The organism is Vibrio crassostreae (genome assembly GCF_041439375.1).
Classification (GTDB): domain Bacteria; phylum Pseudomonadota; class Gammaproteobacteria; order Enterobacterales; family Vibrionaceae; genus Vibrio; species Vibrio crassostreae_D.
On the sequence record NZ_JBGONY010000014.1, the window covers coordinates 61,644 to 80,892 of the forward strand.

A 19,249-nucleotide genomic window follows, 5' to 3' on the forward strand; every position below is an offset into this window, starting at 1 on the left:
AATCAAGGGATTAGCGAATTTCTGACGCGGTGCTGTCTTATAAGGTTTTCATTGGCACTATGATATTAGAGTCACATAATTTCTGTGCGCCTGCAGCACAGAGATTACTGCCCATAAAAGGATTCATTTGGAGAACCTGTGGACATCAATCTAGACATTCAAAATATCCTCGTCATCAAGCGTATGTATGAACTTCGCAATGTTGGATTGGTTGCGGAGTCGCTCGGGAAGACATCAGGGGCGATCAGTAAGAAACTGTCGAAGTTAAAGTTACAACTCGACGACCCACTGTTCATTCAAACCAAACACGGCTTTGAGCCAACGACTTTTGTTGAAAACAATATCGACAATTTTGAACAGATACTGAGCAGTGTCGAAGCCATCAAACACCAAGTTTTCTTACCTGAATCTTATCAGGGCGATATCAAGATTTATGCCAATACCCTGTTTTGGGAACGCTACGGATCTAAGCTCTACCTTGCTCTCAGTAAAGAAGCGCCACATGCCCATTTCTCGTTAGTGAGATGGGGTACCAATGTTAAAAACAGAATCATCGATGGTGAAGAAGCGATAGCCGTTCACTATTTTGACGAAAGCCTGCCACAATCCATCTCACAGAAAGAACTTGGCAAAGGAAAAGTCGTGTTCTTCGTTCGAGAAGAGCATGAAGCGCAAACCTTTGAGTCTTTGGTCAACTATCCCATCATTCTTTTTAAAACCCCTGGGTGGAATGACAATAGATACCCAATTATCGATCGCCTCAAAAACGTCGGTTTCGATGTTACTCCGAAAGTCGAAGTCGACCACCCTGCAATGATCCACGATATTGTGTTGAAGTCAGACTATTTTGGTATCACCTTAGATGGCAGTGTGCCTGAAGGCTGTCGCAGTATTGATTTACCAGAAAAACTCATCATCGATGTTCGCTATGTAATGAGTTGTCGCCGTTCGCAAAAAGACGCACCGCTAAATCAATGGCTTTTCACTATTTTAAAGTCTGTTCTAAGTAGTAAGTAAACGTAGCTTCTTTCCAATACGTTTCTAATGCGTTTAATGAAAAAAAGGCTCCAACAGGAGCCTTTGCAATTGTGACTATTCGCTTATGTTTTTATTTTAAAATGCTTCTTCGAGCGTTTGTTCATTCTTTTTTCCTGCTTGTTTCTCGCTTATTTCTACCTCTTTCAAGCGCGCCGTAAAGTGTCTTAACACTGGCGGTTCATAGGTAAAGTCGAGCCCTTTCACTTTGCTTGCGTTCTCTTTCACTTTCTCAAACGCTTCAATAATAAAATCCATGTGTGTTTGTGTGTAAGTCGCGCGTGGAATAGTTAAGCGTAATAACTCAGCAGGACATGGATGCTGCTCGCCCGTTGCTGGGTCGCGACCTTGCAGTAAGGACCCGATTTCAACCGCTCTGATACCTGCCACTTTATACAATTCACACGCCAAAGCATGTGCTGGGAACTGACCTGCTGGAATATGAGGAAGCAATTTACCCGCATCGACAAACGCAGCATGACCGCCCGCTTGCTGACACACGATACCCATCGCTTCTAAGCCATCAACAAGGTATTGAACCTGACCAATGCGATACTCCAACCAATCTTGACGCATGCCGTCATAAAGACCAACCGCAAGGCGCTCCATCGCACCACCCTCTAAGCCACCATAGGTTGGGAAACCTTCCTGCACGACACACAAGGTTCGACACTCTGTATACACATCCATGAAAGAGTCGTCTTTAAAGCATAACAAGCCGCCCATTTGTACCATCGCATCTTTCTTGGCAGACATGGCTAAACCATCCGCGTATTTGTATGACTCACGCGTGATTTGTTCGATAGTCCAATCTTGATAACCGGCTTCACGCTGCTGGATGAAGTAGGCATTTTCAGCGTAGCGAGCAGAGTCCATGATCACTGGAATATCGTACTTCTGAGCGATTTCGTATACGGCTTTGAGGTTAGCGATCGAAACAGGTTGTCCACCAGCCGAGTTACAAGTAATAGTGCTCACGATGTAAGGAACGTTGGCCGCGCCCGCTTCTAAGATAGCTTCTTCCAATTTGACGATATCGAAGTTGCCTTTGAAGTCGGCATTCACTGAGGTGTCGAACGCTTCTTTGGTATAAACGTTCTTCGCCACGCAGCAATTTACTTGAGTGTGGCCTTGCGTGGTATCAAAGAAGTAGTTCGACAAGGCGACCATTTTACTACGATCCAACCCCTTCTCCATTTCACGCTTCTTGATCAGAACCGGAATGTAAATCTGCTCTGCGCCACGCCCTTGGTGAGTAGGAATAGTCAGCTCATAGCCGAAGATATCTTTCACCGCATTCGACAGTGCATAGTAACTGCGACTGCCGCTGTAGGCTTCATCACCCATCAACATCGCTGCTTGCATACGTTGTGTGATTGAACCCGTACCGCTGTCGGTCAGCAAATCGATGAACACATCATCACTGTCGAGTAGAAACGGGTTCATGCCCGCTTCGACAATGGCTTGTTCACGATAGGCGCGAGTTGTTCTTTTTACTGGCTCTACGACGCGAATACGAAACGGTTCTGGTAGATGTTTGAAATTTTCCATAATAGTACCTTTCAAAAATTCAGCCTAAGGCGAAAAAGCCAAATTCATTATTTTTAGATGTCACGGGTCATCACCATTAATTTCATTTCACGCACGATCACACTCGTGATAATTACGATAAAAATTAATAGTTAGAAATAAATTATTTAATCAATGACGTATTGATTAGACTCCAATTAATAATATCTAAGAGACAAGATATCCATGCATAAAAACAAATACTAAACGCATGAGTTACGAGATGTCTTAAAGACGAAATTAATAGGATTGGGCAAAGCTCATGGGCTCTGCTGGCGCGTGACGCCTAGAGGGTACTACTCTGAAGAAAGGTGGAACGAGAGCTGATGATCTAAAGTATACCAAGCTAACAAGGTTAGCCATGTTGTTGATTGCCATTTCAGATACATGTTCACAATATATCCCTACGTTGAAATCAAGGTGATCCGAAATTTAAATATAGTGCAATTGTTTTATAAATACAGCGAAAGAAAGTATAAATGTGATCAATATTTAGAATGAAAATTAAATACCATAGCGTGTTATATAAACTGTGAATATCGTCAGTTTATATACTATTAAACTAGTTCGCGGAATTAACTAGTGCCGACAAATAACTGTAGTGATACGGAGTTGCGGTAATAGAGGATTAATTATAACTAATGGTAAATAAAACAAGCTCTGATAATCACTGAGTTTCGTTAACTTCTTCTTCAGCTTCATCAGAGCTTGGTTACCAGTTCTGTTAGATCGGGTTACTTCTTCTTAACCACTTGTTTAATCGCCATTTCAGCTAACTTCGGTGTTGCGGCTTTCAATGCACTTGGTGCCACCTTCTTACCGGCTTTTACCGCCTTGTTCAGCTGTCCTTTAACCGACGTCCCTCTTTTCATTGCTTCAAAACGTTGGCGATTTCTCTGCACGTTATTTGCGTCAGCGATACGCTCGAGCAACGTCTGCCTTAAAACATCTAAACCAAACTGCGCCTTTTCAGGAGCAATCGCCAGTGGCAATGCAATATCGGTTTGCAGCAGTGTTTGATTGTATTCGAGCGCTTGAGCAATGATCTTCGCTTTGGCCGATGTTGGGCTCTCTAAGTCATACGGCGGTTGCCAATCGTCTACAGGCTTTAATCGGTCTACCTGATTAACAACCGAGACAACTATCGGCTTCTTACGTGAGATGTTCTTAGAATCGTCATAGAAAGCATCAAACTTATCTTTCAACTGCTTATCTAAATCACGTGCAGATTGATTAGCTTTAAGTACCCATAACACCACATCGGCTTGAGTCATTTCTTTAAGCATCAAGGCTTCGGTTTTGGCGTTGCCATCAAGCCCTTGAAGATCAACAACTCGAACGTCATTGTCATCGACAAACGCGTTGTAAACGGTTGAAGTATCGGTTGATGGCAGAACATCGACCTCGGCAACCAACTCTTGCTTAAGGGCGTTAATCAGTGAGGATTTGCCCGAACTTGTTTGCCCCACCAACACAATTCGTACAGGCTCTAATTCAGGAGCAAAACGCTTTTCGTCGGCTTCTGACACATCAGACGCTCGCAGAGATTCATCTTCAATGCTGAATCGCCCGCTATAGAGATCAATTGCTACAGCGGCTACTTCATCGAGTAAGGCTTGTTTGGCAGCGTATTGCATGTCATCTACCACACCTTTGGTCATGGTAGATGTCGCTTGCTCTCGACCTAAATCAGAAATCACCTTAAGTGGATTCAAATATAGGTTTTTAAGGTGGTTACCCCAGATAGCCGCTTTGAAGATCTTCTGCCCTAGCTCACCGTATTTGTCGTAGGCTTCGTAGCCCGCTTTGATGTAAGAAACCTTGAGATACTCAATGCCCGGAATGTGTTCTTTCACCACTAATTTGTAGCGGCGGCTGACCTCTTCGAAGAGTTTTAGGCCTTCAGGAATCGAAAAATCGAGTGATGTTTTATCAAACTTTTTGGCGACAAACTCAAGCACCTCTAAACCGGTTTGGTCTAGGTTGCCCCACTCTATCTCGCCACTTAATTGCTGACGCACGTAGTGTTTCGAGTCGTTCCAAATCAACAACTCAGCTTGGGACCATTCATCGGATGCTTTGACCATCGCATCATTGATGTCAGCACTCTTAGGCGATGATTCAGTATCACTATCGCTTGCTGAGTTAGCAGACGCATTGCTATCAGTTAGTTGGCGAGAAGAACGGCTAGAAATGTATAAAGGAATGGTGAACACCAAGGTACTCACGGCAATAGCAATCGACATTTCCAACAGATAGCCGTATTTGACGGCCAAAAACAGACCAAAACCCATCATGATGAGGCTTGGGAAGATTGCCGAAATCAGCGCAATGCCCCAACGCCCGCTCGATAGGACGGCCAGTAATCGAAATAGGTTTCTAATTTTCTTCATAGCCCGACGCCGCCTTACCTTTTTTCAGGGATTCTTTGTAGATCTTTTGCATCTCTTGTTCAGACACTTCTTCGCCTTTGTTCTTATGATAGAAGTAAAAACAAGCCGCTCGACCTAAACCATAGCTGGTGCCGAAACTCATGGCCGCAGCTGCAACCGCGCCGACCGTTTGACCATAAACCGGAATCAACTTTATCAGCTGTCGAGTTCCGAGCTTCATGCCATATTGCACTGCAAAGCTGCTTCCCAAAGTGCCTATTAGCTCACTGAAGACTCTCTTGTTCCACGCAACCCCATATTGATTGGCTAAGCTATGAAGCATTTTCGCTTGAATCGCAGGCACCGACACCAAACCAACACCCGGAATCAGGTCACTCGCCGCGGCACTTCCTGCATACCAAAGCACTTCGTTTTCTACTTGGTCAAAGTTGGCTTCTTCTTGGGTGGAATGCTCTTTGTCTTGCACCATCATGCCAATAACAGGAAGCATATTAGTCAGCTGTTCAATCAAGGCTTCATAATTGTAGATTGAGCCTCCATTGTTGCTCACGTCATCCGTTTCGAAATCCACCGCGACGGATTCAAAGCTCTTACCCCAAATTTTTTCTACTTGGTTGATGTTGAACTGAATCTGCCTCGCACGGTCTGTTTCATTGGAAGACAGCACCGCAGTATGAACAAGCAACAAGTGTTTGATCTTCTTCCGTTTCTTAATCTGTTTTAGAGCCGCAAGCACAGCGGATTGTTCAGGTTCGTCGGCTTTCATCACAACGACTAACGCATTACCTGCCTGACCAATCTCTTCCAGATCTTCTTTCGCATCGTAATTCGCTTCACTTAGGCCTCTGGTATCGAGAAAGCGCATCACCGGTTTGTCTTGTGGGAATTCATAAGACATTGCCGTCATGGTGCACGGAGCAAAACCATTTCCAACTTCAACCGAAGAGTCACCCGTGACCGCCTGAATAAACGATGACTTACCCGCCCCCGTCTTGCCTAACAGCCACAATGTAGGAAGATGCTTGCGCTGATATTCATGGGCCTGAGTAAGGTCTGGGTTCTTACTCGGATTGATGAAGTCTTTTATTTGATCAAACATGTTTAGAGTAACGCTCACTTGATGTTGAGATTCGGGTTGATGACAAAGCAATACTGACTTATATAATCACAAATCATATTAAACTTATGTTTGTTCAGTCGCACAGGTTTACAATGCCTAAACGCTTGTTTTTATTTACGCGCTCCTTTTTTATAGACGATCCTGTATCATCGTATTGATTTAGGCACCTAACGAACATCAACAAACACAGGGAGCTCAAAGAGAAGTATGGAACAAATTTATTTAGCTGGTGGGTGCTTGTGGGGCGTACAAGAATTTATTAAGTACGTTCCTGGCGTTATCAGTACAGAAGCAGGCCGTGCTAATGGAAACGCCCAGTTAGCAGAAAACTGGACGACTCAAGGCGATGACACACGAAGCGATTACGATGGCTACGCAGAGTGCGTACAAATTGAATTTGATCCAAACATCACGTCAATTACGATTCTGATAGAACACTTGTTTGAGATTATCGACCCTTACAGCATCAATAAACAGGGTGTCGATGTGGGAGAGAAATACCGCACAGGCGTATACAGCAATGATGCGAAACACTTAACCGAAGCTGAGCACTATATTGCTTCAAGAGATGACGCCGACCGTATCGCTGTTGAGGTGTTGCCATTGACCAATTATGTTGCCAGCGACAACATCCACCAACATCACTTAAGCCTATTTCCTGAAGATCATCACTTATGCCATATCCCTTGGGATCTGCTGCATAAGTATAAATCACAGTAGTCACGACGTAAGATCGAGATAGTCACAACCTAAGATCGATAAAGCCTCAACAGACATTATCTGTTGAGGCTTTTTAAGTGTTAATGGTCAAGACAGCTATCGTGAATTGATTTGATAGCTCAAACCATTAAGCATTAGCCATTAAGTAATGACCCATAGCCAATAACTTACTTAGTCGTATTCTCAAGCACGTAGTCCGGACCCGCTGTTTCAGCCGTCACGACCGCAAGTTTAGACACATCTGCGCCTTCACCTTGGTAAGCGTTAATACCGTTTTCTACAATAACTTTTGGTAGCTCAACCGAGTAGCCTTCGATCAATTCAGAATCCGTTACTTGACCCACGTAAGTTTCGTCTGTGTAAGTCGCCCCCACTAATGGGAAGTCTTGCGTTGCACGTACACTGACAAACTCAGGTGACTGCGAGTTATCAACCACGTTGTTCTTGAACGCCACGTCCACACCTGCGTAAATACCTTCAACTTCTGCGTTATTGAACAGGCTTACACGGTGGCTTTGGTTACCGTAAACAATGCCCCACTCAGTATCGACTAGCGAGTTGTTTTCGATGGTGATGTTTTTCGGTGTCCACTGCTTGTTAAGCTCTTTGCCTTTCACCGATTGATCCAGCTGCTCACCATTCGCTACGTCGATAATGCCCGTGTTAATAACGATGCCGCCACGCAAGTCAGCGTTGCCTTCAATCACACCATCGCGACCACGAGTGTTTGCAATGTAGTTGTTACGAATCACATGGTCTTCATCGTAGATACGAATACCGCCTGTTAAGCGTTTCTCGTTACCCAGAATCATGTTGTTCTCAACCGTGCTGCCTTTACCATGGCGCAGTGAAATCAGTGCCGCACTTTGAAAAATGGTGTTGCCTGAGATCGTGTTGTCACCCGACTTAATCGAGATAAGCTCACGCTCACCATCCATATCGATCATTAGGTTGTTCAAGAACTTAGAACTTGAATCCCACTGTGAAGATTTAGAGTCACCGATACGGATCGCTTCCCAGCTATTGCCGTTGTAACGAATCGCTTCTTTGATGTCGAATTCGTTGAACTGGTTAGGCTTTTGATCCATGAAGATGTTATTCGCGATCAGGTGGTTGTCTGACGTGTCATCCTTTTGAACACCAATCAAAGTACCGCGTTTTTGCTTACCTTCGAAACGGTTGTTGATGACTTTGCCGTCTTTACCCCATAGAGAAACCCAAAGGTACTTTGGATACTCAGAACGACGCTCGTCTGGCTCGTAAGTGTAATCGTGGTTGAAGTAGTAGAATGTTGAGTTTTGAAGCGTGTTGCTATTACCCATCATACGTACTGCACCAAAGCGTTCGTTAGGGCCACCCTCAGTAAATACCAAGCCATCAAGCGTGATGTCATCGCCTTTCAGTTCAAACTGAATCAAACCAGTGATCCAAGCAGAGCCTGCTTGCTCGGCCTTGATAGTAATGTCATTGGCCGTGATCGTCACTTGACCTAAGTTCGCGTATTTACCGGCAGGGATCACCACTTCGTCGCCATCTTTTAGGTTTTCAAATTGTGCTTTAAGCGCAGCCACTTGTTCTTTTGAAGCAACGGCTAGAGTGTTGCCATCTATCTCAGTTAAGCGGTCACTGCTCAATAGATAACTGCGGTCGATTTCGCTAATAGCAGGCGCAACTTGTTCAGCGACACTGACTACGGGTGCTGTTTTTTCTTGTGTTGTACAGCCTGTTGCAAAAGCGAGCGTGAACGCGCTAATAATGCTTACCGATAATAGTTTTTTGTTCATCGTACATCTCACATTAAAGTTTGGATTATAAAATTGACGACCACCCGTTCAGGTGGCCGTGATGTTATTTAGGATGCGTATTGAATTAGCTTTCAGCTGGTGTTACTTCGTCTTGTTTCTCAACCTTGTCATCTACCGCTTTAACAAGCAGCAAACCAACAGAGAATACAATCAAGCCACAAAGAACGAACACCATGCGTCCCCACATTGGGTTAGGCATTACGAACATTGTCATTACGCCCACACCCGCAACTGCGATAAGTGAACCCAACATACGACGTTGCTTGTTATCCAGTTTCTTCTGCTCGTTACTTTCAGCAACCAATGGTGTCGCTAGGTTGTTGAAGAACTTGTCTACGTCTTTCTCACGGTGCTCAGCAAGAGGCTTGTAGAACAGTGTTGATAGTACGAAGAAGCCAGCAGTAAATACGATGTGACCGATAAGGCCGATAGCCACTTTCAGGTCAGCCCACTCACGGCCTGTTAGCTCGTTTAGACCGAACCAGTTTTGGATCATGTCAGCCGTGATAACGAAACCAACGAAGTAAGAAACCACACCACCTACAACTAGCGTGCCCCAACCGGCCCAATCCGGTGTTTTACGGATGAAGAAGCCACAGAATGCTGGAATCGTCATTGGGAAGCCGATCAATGCGCCCACGTACATCATGGTGTCGAAAAGGCTCAGACCTTTAAGGGAGTTGATGAACAGAGCAACCAAGATGATCGCTATGCCGAAGAAAGTAGACGTAAGTTTAGAAACGACCATTAGCTCTTTCTCTGTCGCTTTAGGGCGAAGAATCGGCTCGTAGAAGTTCTTAACAAAAATACCTGAGTTACGGTTTAGACCAGAGTCCATTGAAGACATTGTTGCTGCAAACATCGCGGCAATCAGAAGGCCAACCATACCAACCGGCATGTACTCTTGAACGAAGTATAGGTAAGCGAAATCAGCGGCTTTACTGCCTGCTTCTGGGTAAGCTGCTGCTAAATCAACACCTTGACCCGCCATGAACCATGAAGGCATGAACCAGATGATTGGACCCAGTGTCATTAGTACACAAGCAAGCAGTGCTGCTTTACGTGCGTTGTTTGAGTCTTTCGCTGCAAGGTAACGGTAAGAGTTCAGCATGTTATTGGTGATACTGAACTGCTTCAAGAAGATGAACACCGCCCAGATGCTGAAGATGCTTAGGTAGTTAAGGTTATCACCCGTGATAAATGAATCGGTTGGGAAATCATTGATGATTTGCGTAACACCGCCACCGTGGTAGACCGCTACTACAGCACACGTTACGGTCACTGCCATAATGATAACCATCTGCATAAAGTCAGATGCGATTACCGCCCAAGAGCCGCCCGTTACTGACATCACCAGTACAACCAGACCCGTTAGGACAATCGTCGTTGTCATATCAAAGCCGAAGATACCCGATGCGATGATCGCAAGGCCATTCAACCAGATACCTGCAGAGATAACGCTGTTTGGCATCCCAGACCAAGTAAACACTTGCTCATTCACCTTACCAAAACGCATACGAATCGCTTCAATAACCGTCACAACGCGCAGTTGGCGGAACTTCGGAGCGAAGTAAAGGTAGTTCATTAGGTAACCGAATGCGTTCGCGATAAAGATAATCGCTACGGCAAAACCATCGGTAAAGGCTTTACCTGCTGCACCAGTAAATGTCCACGCACTGAACTGGGTCATAAATGCGGTTGCACCTACCATCCACCACAGCATATTACCTCCCCCACGGAAGTAATCACTCGTCGTACTTGTAAACGTTCGGAACATCCACCCTATTGCAATTAAGAATAGGAAGTAGATGCCAACTATCAGGGTATTGAGTTCCATCTTGAGACCTTTATTTATGTTTTTTGTTGACGTCACTATAGATAGATGGCAAGCATATTTGTACTACAATAATCCAAATGCGTGACAGTGATCTTACAGTCTGACACTCAATTAATCATACAAGTGATCGAGTTCAAAGTTGCACCACCTACGAGCATAATTCCTCAAGTGAGTGCAGCCATCCGTACTAGATTTCGACAAAAACCCCGAAAAACATGAACAAACCCTCTAAAAAACGAAGAATTATCGACAAAAACCATTACTCGTCACGATCAAAGCTCAAAGAAGAACAGCAAAAATATCGTTAGATATAATTTATAAAAATGAATCAGACGAACACATTTGTAGTACAAATAAAATTGAAAATTTGCTTTTAAAAGTTCCCTATATTAGGTAGCCAATAATGAAAACTTGAAAACCACTATTAGATACTGACAGTGGTTCTCGGAAGTGAAATGCTTTTAACACACCCGTTACACTTTCCCCTCGTCCATTAAAAAGGTGTCATTATGAAGAAATACGTTCCAATCTTAATTGCTCTTAGTACGGTATCTTCTATGAGCTATGCAGCCACCAGCGATGATGCTGTTGACTACTTACAGATGCGTAAAGGTGTGGCTTATCAAGTAAACCACTCAAAACCCTTTACTGGTCAATTTGAAGAGAAGTTCGATAACGGCCAAGTCGCGACCCAAGCTCAATTTGCCGATGGCCTAGAACTTGGGTTAGAAACCAACTGGTACCCAAATGGCCAAGTTGCTTCTAAAGTGAATTACGTTAAAGGTGAGCTGCAAGGTAAGGCCGAGACCTGGTATCCAAACGGACAGAAAAAAGCGGAGCTCAACTATAAAGACAATGAGCTGTCGGGTGTTGCCTCTCGCTGGTATCCGAATGGCGAACAAAGCCTAACAGCCGAATTCAGTGACGGGCAAAAAGATGGATTGGTAACGGACTACTACCCTAATGGCAATAAGGCCAGCCAAGCGAAATTTGATGAAGGCGAAGTAGCAAACGGGAAACTCACTCGCTGGAATGCTAACGGAGACAAGGTTGAAGAACTGACCTTTAAAGACCACAAAGTCACGTCTAAACAGGTTTGGATACCTAGTCACAGTTAAGCGAATCTAAACTAATCATGGACTGGCTTTCTAGCTTGTGACCTCTCTCTGAAAGTACGAAAAAAAACGCTCATGTTGCCTGTATCAACATGAGCGTAAAGGCAGATCTTGACTGCCATCTCCTATCTTTCTAAATGAAAGCAAAAGTTATAATTAGAGTAGTTGGGACCAATAATCAAAATGCTCTTGCAAGCACTTCAACGATTTCTTCTTTTCATCGACTTAGAGAGACGTTAACCGTCTTAACTAAATTCGATTCTATATAGCAGGCTGTGTCACTGCCTTGCCTACTACATTTCAAACCTGTTCTGATTGAAGCTTTTATCACCTCAAGCAAATGCCTCGTCCTTTGAACTATTCGTTCTTCTATCCACCTTACTTCACTACTTAGCGGTTGTTTGTTGAATCTACATATATTCAACATACGAAAGATAAGTGTTGCTACATAAAGTTAGTAAATAATAATATATTACAAATACAAATAACATCTAAAGATTCAAATTTTTGCTGTAGCGCACATTTATTGATAAACAAGAACTTTATAAACAGCCCCACAAAGATAAATCAAGCAATAAAAACAACGACTTATAGCCATGTTAACTTTGTAACCCTTTGTAAATAGCGGTTTTGTAACTACAACACGATCTAATTCACAGATCATCACGCCTCGGATCGCTACCATATTTGTATTATTTTAATTCAAAACAAAAGGCGTAAATATGAAAGCCCCCCGACTCCTACATCTGGCTGCCTGTATTGGTGCTATCACTTTCGGTTCACAAGCTATGGCCGCTGAATTCGTTTTCCTCGATGAAGCAACATTAGAAGCCAACCGCACTCTTCTTCAGTCAGATAAAGCTTCTGATTCAATGAAAGATGCTTACACCAAGCTGATTGAAGAAGCAGAACTAGCTATGAACGATGGTCCTTTCAGCGTTGCTAATAAAAGCATGGTTCCACCAAGCGGCAGCAAAAACGATTACATGAGCATCAGCCCTTACTGGTGGCCTGATGAATCAAAAGAAGATGGGCTTCCGTGGGTGCGCCATGACGGAAAAACCAACCCAGCATCAAAAACTGACGAAACTGACTCAAAACGTATTGGCCACTTCACCCGTTCTGTTCGCGCATTAGCGATCGCCTACTACTTTAGCCAAGACGAAAAATACGCTCAGCAAGGTATCGAATATGTAAGAACTTGGTTCTTTAATGAAGATACGAAGATGAACCCGAACGTGAACTACGGACAAGGTGTACCTGGCGTTGCTGAAGGTCGCCGCGGTGGAATCATCGATACCAGAACACTGACTGATCGCATGCTGGATTCAATCGCTATTCTGTCTCAATCACCAACGTGGACTGAGTCTGATGAAACACAAATCACTCAGTGGTACAGCGAATATCTAGATTGGTTAATCATCGATGATCTGTCTGGTGGCCCTAAAGGCGAAGCTTACGCAGAAAACAACCACGGCACTTGGTACGACTATCAAGTAGCAGGCGTTTCTTACTTCATTGGTAACGACGCACTGGCTAAGCAGATGGTTCAAAAAGGCAAAATGCGTATCGACACACAATTCGAGAAAGATGGCTCTCAGCCTCACGAAATCGAACGTACACGTGCTTACCACTACCACTACTTCAGCCTAGATCCATTGGTCGGTATGGCTCAGATCGGTGACAAAGTCGGCATCGACCTTTGGAACTACACAAACAAAAAAGGTGGCTCTTTAGACACAGGCATTCAGCTAATGGCTGACTACAACGACCTGTCGAAAGAGTGGCCATACACACAAAAAGATGAACGTCGTCGCGTTGAACGCATGACTCCGCTTTACCTGAAAGCCGGTGTTGCTATGGAAAACCCTGAGTGGGTGAAACTGGCAACAGAAACTGACTTCAGTGAGTTCACGGTTAAGAAGAACCTAGCGGAAGTTTGGGCTCAACGAGACGTAGAACTGCTTTACCCACAACTTTAATCCCAATACGACAAGGGGCTCAATGTCAGTCCCTTAAACAACCATTTTTTATTTAGATACAGTGGAAACAATAAAATGATAAAAAACAATAAGATTACTTTAGCGATCGTAGCAACTCTTTTTGCTGGCAGTGTTTCTGCCGCTTCACTTGACGCACGCCAAGAGTACAAACATGGTTCTGAAGACTGGGCAAGCCGTATCAAAATGAGTGGTTCTGTAGACAACCACTTCTTTGGCGCTGAAATGAAGCAAAAAGGTAAGCCTTTCTCTGAGTGGGAAGCTGCAGACAACGAGTTTGAATACGGCTACAAATTCAAAATCAGCGATCACTGGTTAATCCAACCAAGTATGCCAGTAACATTTGGTTCTGATAGCGTAACCTACAAACCTCAAGTACGTGTTCAATACTCTTTCGATTCAGGTGTGAAGGCGAAGCTTCGCTACCGTCACGAGTTCCGTGACTACAACTCTGATTCTTCAAACGACAATAAGAACCGCAGTAAAGTAACGGGTAACATCGATTACAACTGGAATGCTTGGCAGTTCGGCTTCGAAGCTAACTACGCAGAAGACTTCATTGATAATGAGTGGACTGGCGGCGGCGGTGCTGACAATGAGTGGGATTACAACGTTAAAGTGGGTTACAAAGAGGCTGACTGGAGCTGGCGTCCATACGTTGAGTTCGGTAACGTTCAAGACAGCCGTGACCGTCAACTACGTAGCCGTGTAGGCATTACTTACAGCTTCTAAGCTACACGCTACATGAAAAATCTAAGATAATTACTGTCCTAATTTTCTAAGATCCAAACAAAAGCCAGCTTAATTGCTGGCTTTTTTATTTAAAATCAGTTGGTTAAAAAAATCGAGTACTTGAAGTTGCTTTTCCTATTGACTGATCCGATAGAGGAATGCAACGGTCACTTCATCGTTAGGCACCAATCTCTTTTGTTGAGCTAAAAACAATTCCGCTGTTGAGACTGCATCAGCTAATGCATTGTGGCTGTTGTACTCAGGAAGTCTGTACCTTTCACGCGTGCCAGCCAGAGTTAAATCCACCTCTTCATGGTTGCTGATTGCTTTTTCCATGCTTTTCTCAATACACAGTGTATCCAACCAAAGTAGAGGCAGTTGCCTTAAGCCATAACATCTCAGCAGATATTGGCTGATGAACTTCTCTTCGACCACACAAGCGTGCGCGACGATGATCTTACCTTTCGCTGCTTCGAAGAAAGTGAGCATCGCATCATGAATAGATGCACCCTCTTCCAACATCTGTGGTGTGATGTGGTTAATCACTGCGGTTTCAGCATTGATCTGAGAATCGTTATTGAGGTAGATATGCTTGGCAGAAGCCAAATCGATTCGCCCTTTCACCACATCGACCCATCCCATTGACAAGATAAGATCTTGTTCGCTGTCTAAGCCTGTGGTTTCAAGATCCAACACGATATAGTCGCTGTCTTTGGCCAAATCAGTCATTTCAGGACAAGGCCGTTCTACCAGATCATGTAACGCTTCTGGCAGCTTAACCGTACCTAGGTATTGCTTACGCTTGCGTTTAATTCGCTCCAGCGGGTGAAAGTAGTTCAATAAGGCTTTCATTAACGCGCTCCGAAACGAATTTTCGCCGCTTCTTGAAGGTCAGCAATGATCCTAAAGGCATCTTTCAAGTGTTTACGTTCAAAGCTACCAAAGCTATCTGGATTGATATTGTTGTCGGGCACATCTCCGTTCTTCAACGCTTCAAGTTGATGACCGAATCGGAAAGAGAGAATGAACTGGTAAGCACCTAGAATGTTTTTGAATGCGTCGTCGCTCAGCATGCCTTTTTCATTGGCTGCCGCAAAGCGTTCATCAGTGGCCGACAAGTCACACTCCACTGCGAGACCATAAATACGCGCTAAATCAATAATCAAGTTGATGGCGTATTTCTTCACGTTCAAGGTTTTCTTGTTCTCACCCGATTTTTCTAACACCAAGCTGTTGAAGATACCCAAAGGTGGATTGGTATTGACCGCATCTTTCACGAGCGTACTTAGGAACTCACGGTTGCCGCGAATATTGGTATGCAGCTCATCACGAAGAATGCCTTCGAACTCACTGTTGCCATAAATAGTACGGATCTCTAGGAACACACTGATGTTGAGTAGGCGTTCGTACTCCGGGTTGGCGACCCATTTTTTATAGTAGTGCTTCCAAACATTGAGTGGCTGACACCATTTTGGCGTCGCTGCCATGAATTTTCCTGGGCACAACGGGTAATCGCAGCTTGCCAACCCGTTGGTCACCATCATCGCTAAGTGTTTGAAGTAAATACGGTCACTGTCTGTCGCATCATCAGCCAGTACAATCGCGCTGTCTTGATCCGACAACATGTGCACTTCATTACGCGCGTGCGATCCCGCTACGATCCAAGAGAAATCACACGGTGGTGGGCCTAATTTATCAATCGCTATTTGAATCAATCGACGGGTGTAGGCATCCATAATCATGGTCATGACCTTACCGACGGTTTCCGGTGCAACCTTGCCTTCCACCAGCGCTTCAAAAATAGCTTGTCGCTCAGGGGTGAACGAAGACATGGTTTTCACACTGCCCGCGTATTTGATTTTCTCGATTAAGAAGATCGCCTGGACACGGTGGTTTTGAACTAAGTGAGACGTGGTGAGAAGACCAACGACTTTATTCTCTTTCACAACGGGCAAGTTACGGATATTGAATTGCATCATGATAGATGCAGCATGCAGCACTAAATCATCGGGTTTCACTGTGAGTGGAGAGTGTGTCATTACCTCTGAGATCAGGCTATCAGTACTGACACCGTGAGCGATCACTCGCTTAGTCATGTCACGGTCGGTAATCAAACCAACAATGGTTTCACCCTCATAGATCACCGCACATGGCGAGCGTTGATGAAGCATTTCCACCGCTACCGATTGGATGGTTTGCTCAGACTTAACAATGGCGACCTGCCCGCTTGCCACTTCCTCAACTTTACGAATGAATAGGCCTTTCTCTTTATTTGACCACACCACATCCAATGCCGACTTCAAGCGAACCTGCGCCTGTGAAGCAAAGTGTTCAGCGCAACTTGGAAAGGCTTTGAAAAGCGTTTGAAGTGCCGAGTGTGGAATCACATAAAGTAAGGTGTTCTCAATTGCGATGGCTCTATAGCCTTTCTCATCGTTAACTTCAGAATCTAAGAATGTAAAACCGAACAAGTCTTCGCTACCTAGACGTGCGCGAAGCACACCGTCCGATTTTCGTTGCTCCATAGAGCCAGTTCGAATGATATAGAGCGACTTTTCCTTGCCCGATTCACACAGATCAACCACATCCCCTTTGCCGAGGTAAGTGATCTGAACATTAGAGGCAAGTTCACGCAGCGCTTCTTTAGGGATCTTATCGAAAGGGTCTATCTGACCGATAAACTGAAGAATATTTGGTAATAAAGACTGAGGCATAATCACACTCGCAATAATTTGATTAGTATTATTATATAACCAAAAAGGCTGGTTGCTAGTGGTTTTAACAAAACAGCAAAGAATAGGTCAAATATTGGACATCAGTCAGGTTTCCATCAAATTTAGATACAAAAAAAGCACGTATTAAACGTGCTTTCCTGGTGTACCTTTTAGTTCCAATGAACCAGTTCCAACAAAGATTCAAAGTAAAAATCTTTTTAAAACAATTAACTAGCGATTGGTAACCTGTGGTTCGTTTCTAGCAAGTGACTCGCTGACGCTTGACGCGCTTTATCACTGTTCCCCGCCATGATTGCTTCATAAATTTGGCGGTGTTCTTCAATGCAGGTACTTCCCTCTTCAGAAGAGTGAGAAATAAAGTTAACAAACATAGTCGTTAAGATATTGCCGAATGGTAGGTAAAAATCGTTCCCTGTCGCGTTGAAGATTAGGCTATGGAACTTCATATCAATATCTAGCCAACGCTCTTTATCAAGAATCTCTTCGCTAGATATCTCCACCATTTTTTGGAAAATTTCTGATAATTCAATTCGTTGATCCGCAGTCGCAAATTTAGCGGCCAACGCACAAGCTTCAGGTTCGATGGCACGGCGCAAGCCTAAAAATTGATGGCAGAATTGGTCGGTGTCAGCTAAACCGTCCATCCATTCGATCAATTGTGGATCTAAGAAGTTCCAGAACGCGCGGTCAACAACACGAGTACCAATCTTAGGGCGAGATTCTAATAGGCCTTTTGAAGTAAGAAGCTTAACCGCTTCTCTTAATGCTGTTCTACTGATACCAAATTGCTCACACAGAGCCATTTCACCAGGGATAATAACCTTGAGGCAAATTGCCCGACAAAATACCACGAGCGATTTCACGTGCAACTTGCACATGAAGGCTTCGCTTAGAGCCTGAAATAGAATTGAAATGACCAGCCATGTGTCTACTTACTTATTAGATATGTATTATTTAATTCGTACTATAACACTGATTTATATCTCTACCAACTCAGTATCAGAATAACGTGAGGTCACTACCAATATAGGCTAGAGCATTATTTTGACAATCTTGTAAGTATTAAGCTCATCAAACCAAACATACCCATTTATTCATACAAATAGTTCTTATTTACACATTTTTTGTATGCGTGAACTCACAAAACCACTCTTACTCTCACTATTTATGTCGGTAATGATCAGTTTTTAGATGAACACTCTTGAATATAGCAAGTGTTATTGTATGATTTATTAACGCAAATAATCTACAATATAGGCGACTCTGATGTTTAACGATTTAAAAGGCAAACGCATTTTAATTACTGGCTCTACTGCTGGTATGGGCTTAGCTACTGCACGCATTTTTGCAAAGTACGGCGCAAAGATTGGCATCAATAGTCGTGCTTTCAGCCCAAAAGTCGATGACGTTCTCACCGAACTCACCGCATTGGGTGGCGATGTTGCGTTTTTTCCTGCAAACCTAATGGACACATTAGAGTGCGAAAGGTTAGTCAAAGAGTTCACCGACCATTTTGGCGGCATGGATGTGTTGATTAACAACGCAGGTGGCCTTGGTGGGCGTGCAAGTCTAGAAAATATCGATGACGAGTTTTATGAGCGTGTGATGAACCTAAATGTTCGATCCGCGCTGATGACAACTAAGTTCTCTATCCCGCACTTGCGTGCATCTGCTGCTCTATCTGGGCAAACATCGTGTGTGATTAGCACGGGCTCTATTGCCGCTCGCGAAGGCGGTGGTGTGGGTGCTGGCGTATATGCCGCATCTAAAGCGTGGTTACACGACATTCACCGCAATTGGGTAAAAGAGTTCGCGCAAGACAATATCCGTTTCAACATTGTTTCACCGGGCACTATCGACACCGCATTTCACGATGGCAAAAGCGACGATCTGAAAGCGACCATTGCTAACAACATTCCAATGGGACGCTTTGGCAATATTGATGAAGTTGCCCCTTCATTTGCTTTCTTTGCATCACACGCTTGTAGCGGGTACATCACAGGGCAAATCCTAGATGTGAATGGCGGACAAATAACGCCCTAGCTAGCTGACTTATATAAGCTCACTAAGTTATATAGAATCGTTAAGTTATATAAAGTCGTTAAGACCGTCACACTTAAAAAGGTCATCAGACCCAAATAGATGAGGGAAAACCTCACACTATATTAGACGTATACACTGACACTAA

At 44.0% G+C, this 19,249-nt stretch carries 13 protein-coding genes and 1 pseudogene; 6 read left to right on the top strand and 8 right to left on the bottom strand.

Annotation, left to right across the window (positions count from 1 at the left end):
- The first annotated feature begins 138 nt into the window (after positions 1-138).
- Entirely contained in the window at positions 139-1,017 is an 879-nt protein-coding gene (locus tag ACED45_RS08500) for a LysR substrate-binding domain-containing protein (RefSeq protein WP_371713760.1), read from the top strand.
- Positions 1,018-1,113: 96 nt separating this feature from the next.
- On the opposite strand, the gene tnaA is transcribed toward ACED45_RS08500, so the two are convergent.
- From tnaA to ACED45_RS08515, 3 genes are all read right to left on the bottom strand, one after another.
- Entirely contained in the window at positions 1,114-2,586 is a 1,473-nt protein-coding gene (gene tnaA, locus ACED45_RS08505) for a tryptophanase (protein WP_146489912.1), read from the bottom strand.
- Between the two features lie 752 nt (positions 2,587-3,338).
- The gene (locus tag ACED45_RS08510; protein WP_371713761.1) at positions 3,339-4,997 is read right to left on the bottom strand and encodes a GTPase family protein; all 1,659 of its coding nucleotides are present in this window, start codon (positions 4,995-4,997) and stop codon (positions 3,339-3,341) included.
- Positions 4,984-6,096 (bottom strand): YcjF family protein, encoded by a 1,113-nt coding sequence (locus tag ACED45_RS08515; RefSeq protein ID WP_371713762.1) that lies wholly within the window; start codon positions 6,094-6,096, stop codon positions 4,984-4,986. Before ACED45_RS08515 ends, ACED45_RS08510 begins: the two co-directional genes overlap by 14 nt.
- Positions 6,097-6,324: 228 nt before the next feature.
- Here ACED45_RS08515 and ACED45_RS08520 point away from each other — a divergent pair, with 228 nt between their 5' ends.
- Positions 6,325-6,837, top strand: a complete 513-nt coding sequence (locus tag ACED45_RS08520; protein WP_371713763.1) for a peptide-methionine (S)-S-oxide reductase — start codon at positions 6,325-6,327, stop codon at positions 6,835-6,837.
- 167 nt (positions 6,838-7,004) lie between these two features.
- Here ACED45_RS08520 and ACED45_RS08525 read toward each other — a convergent pair whose 3' ends face one another.
- Together ACED45_RS08525 and ACED45_RS08530 are read right to left on the bottom strand one after the other, a co-directional pair.
- Positions 7,005-8,621, bottom strand: coding sequence for a polysaccharide lyase 6 family protein (locus ACED45_RS08525; protein WP_371713764.1), 1,617 nt, complete (start codon positions 8,619-8,621; stop codon positions 7,005-7,007).
- An 85-nt stretch (positions 8,622-8,706) separates the two neighbouring features.
- The gene (locus ACED45_RS08530) at positions 8,707-10,479 is read right to left on the bottom strand and encodes a sodium:solute symporter family transporter (protein WP_371713765.1); all 1,773 of its coding nucleotides are present in this window, start codon (positions 10,477-10,479) and stop codon (positions 8,707-8,709) included.
- 509 nt (positions 10,480-10,988) lie between these two features.
- On the opposite strand from ACED45_RS08530, the gene ACED45_RS08535 reads away from it, so the two are divergent.
- From ACED45_RS08535 to ACED45_RS08545, 3 genes are all read left to right on the top strand, one after another.
- The gene (locus ACED45_RS08535; RefSeq protein ID WP_371713766.1) at positions 10,989-11,597 is read left to right on the top strand and encodes a toxin-antitoxin system YwqK family antitoxin; all 609 of its coding nucleotides are present in this window, start codon (positions 10,989-10,991) and stop codon (positions 11,595-11,597) included.
- A gap of 719 nt (positions 11,598-12,316) precedes the next feature.
- Positions 12,317-13,576: an alginate lyase family protein gene (locus ACED45_RS08540; protein WP_371713767.1), complete on the top strand. Its 1,260-nt coding sequence runs from the start codon at positions 12,317-12,319 to the stop codon at positions 13,574-13,576.
- Between the two features lie 75 nt (positions 13,577-13,651).
- On the top strand, positions 13,652-14,326 hold the full coding sequence (locus ACED45_RS08545; protein ID WP_086716214.1) for an oligogalacturonate-specific porin KdgM family protein: 675 nt from the start codon (positions 13,652-13,654) through the stop codon (positions 14,324-14,326).
- 135 nt (positions 14,327-14,461) lie between these two features.
- On the opposite strand, the gene ACED45_RS08550 is transcribed toward ACED45_RS08545, so the two are convergent.
- From ACED45_RS08550 to ACED45_RS08560, 3 genes and pseudogenes are all read right to left on the bottom strand, one after another.
- A complete protein-coding gene (locus ACED45_RS08550) occupies positions 14,462-15,178 on the bottom strand; it encodes a 3'-5' exonuclease (RefSeq protein ID WP_371713768.1) in 717 nt (238 codons plus the stop codon).
- On the bottom strand, positions 15,178-17,040 hold the full coding sequence (locus ACED45_RS08555) for a DUF294 nucleotidyltransferase-like domain-containing protein (protein ID WP_004733532.1): 1,863 nt from the start codon (positions 17,038-17,040) through the stop codon (positions 15,178-15,180). Before ACED45_RS08555 ends, ACED45_RS08550 begins: the two co-directional genes overlap by 1 nt.
- A 227-nt stretch (positions 17,041-17,267) precedes the next feature.
- Positions 17,268-17,985 (bottom strand): annotated as a pseudogene (locus ACED45_RS08560) (FadR/GntR family transcriptional regulator).
- 342 nt (positions 17,986-18,327) lie between these two features.
- Between ACED45_RS08560 and ACED45_RS08565 the strand changes: the two are divergent.
- A complete protein-coding gene (locus tag ACED45_RS08565) occupies positions 18,328-19,104 on the top strand; it encodes an SDR family NAD(P)-dependent oxidoreductase (protein WP_004733530.1) in 777 nt (258 codons plus the stop codon).
- The last annotated feature ends 145 nt before the right edge of the window (positions 19,105-19,249 follow it).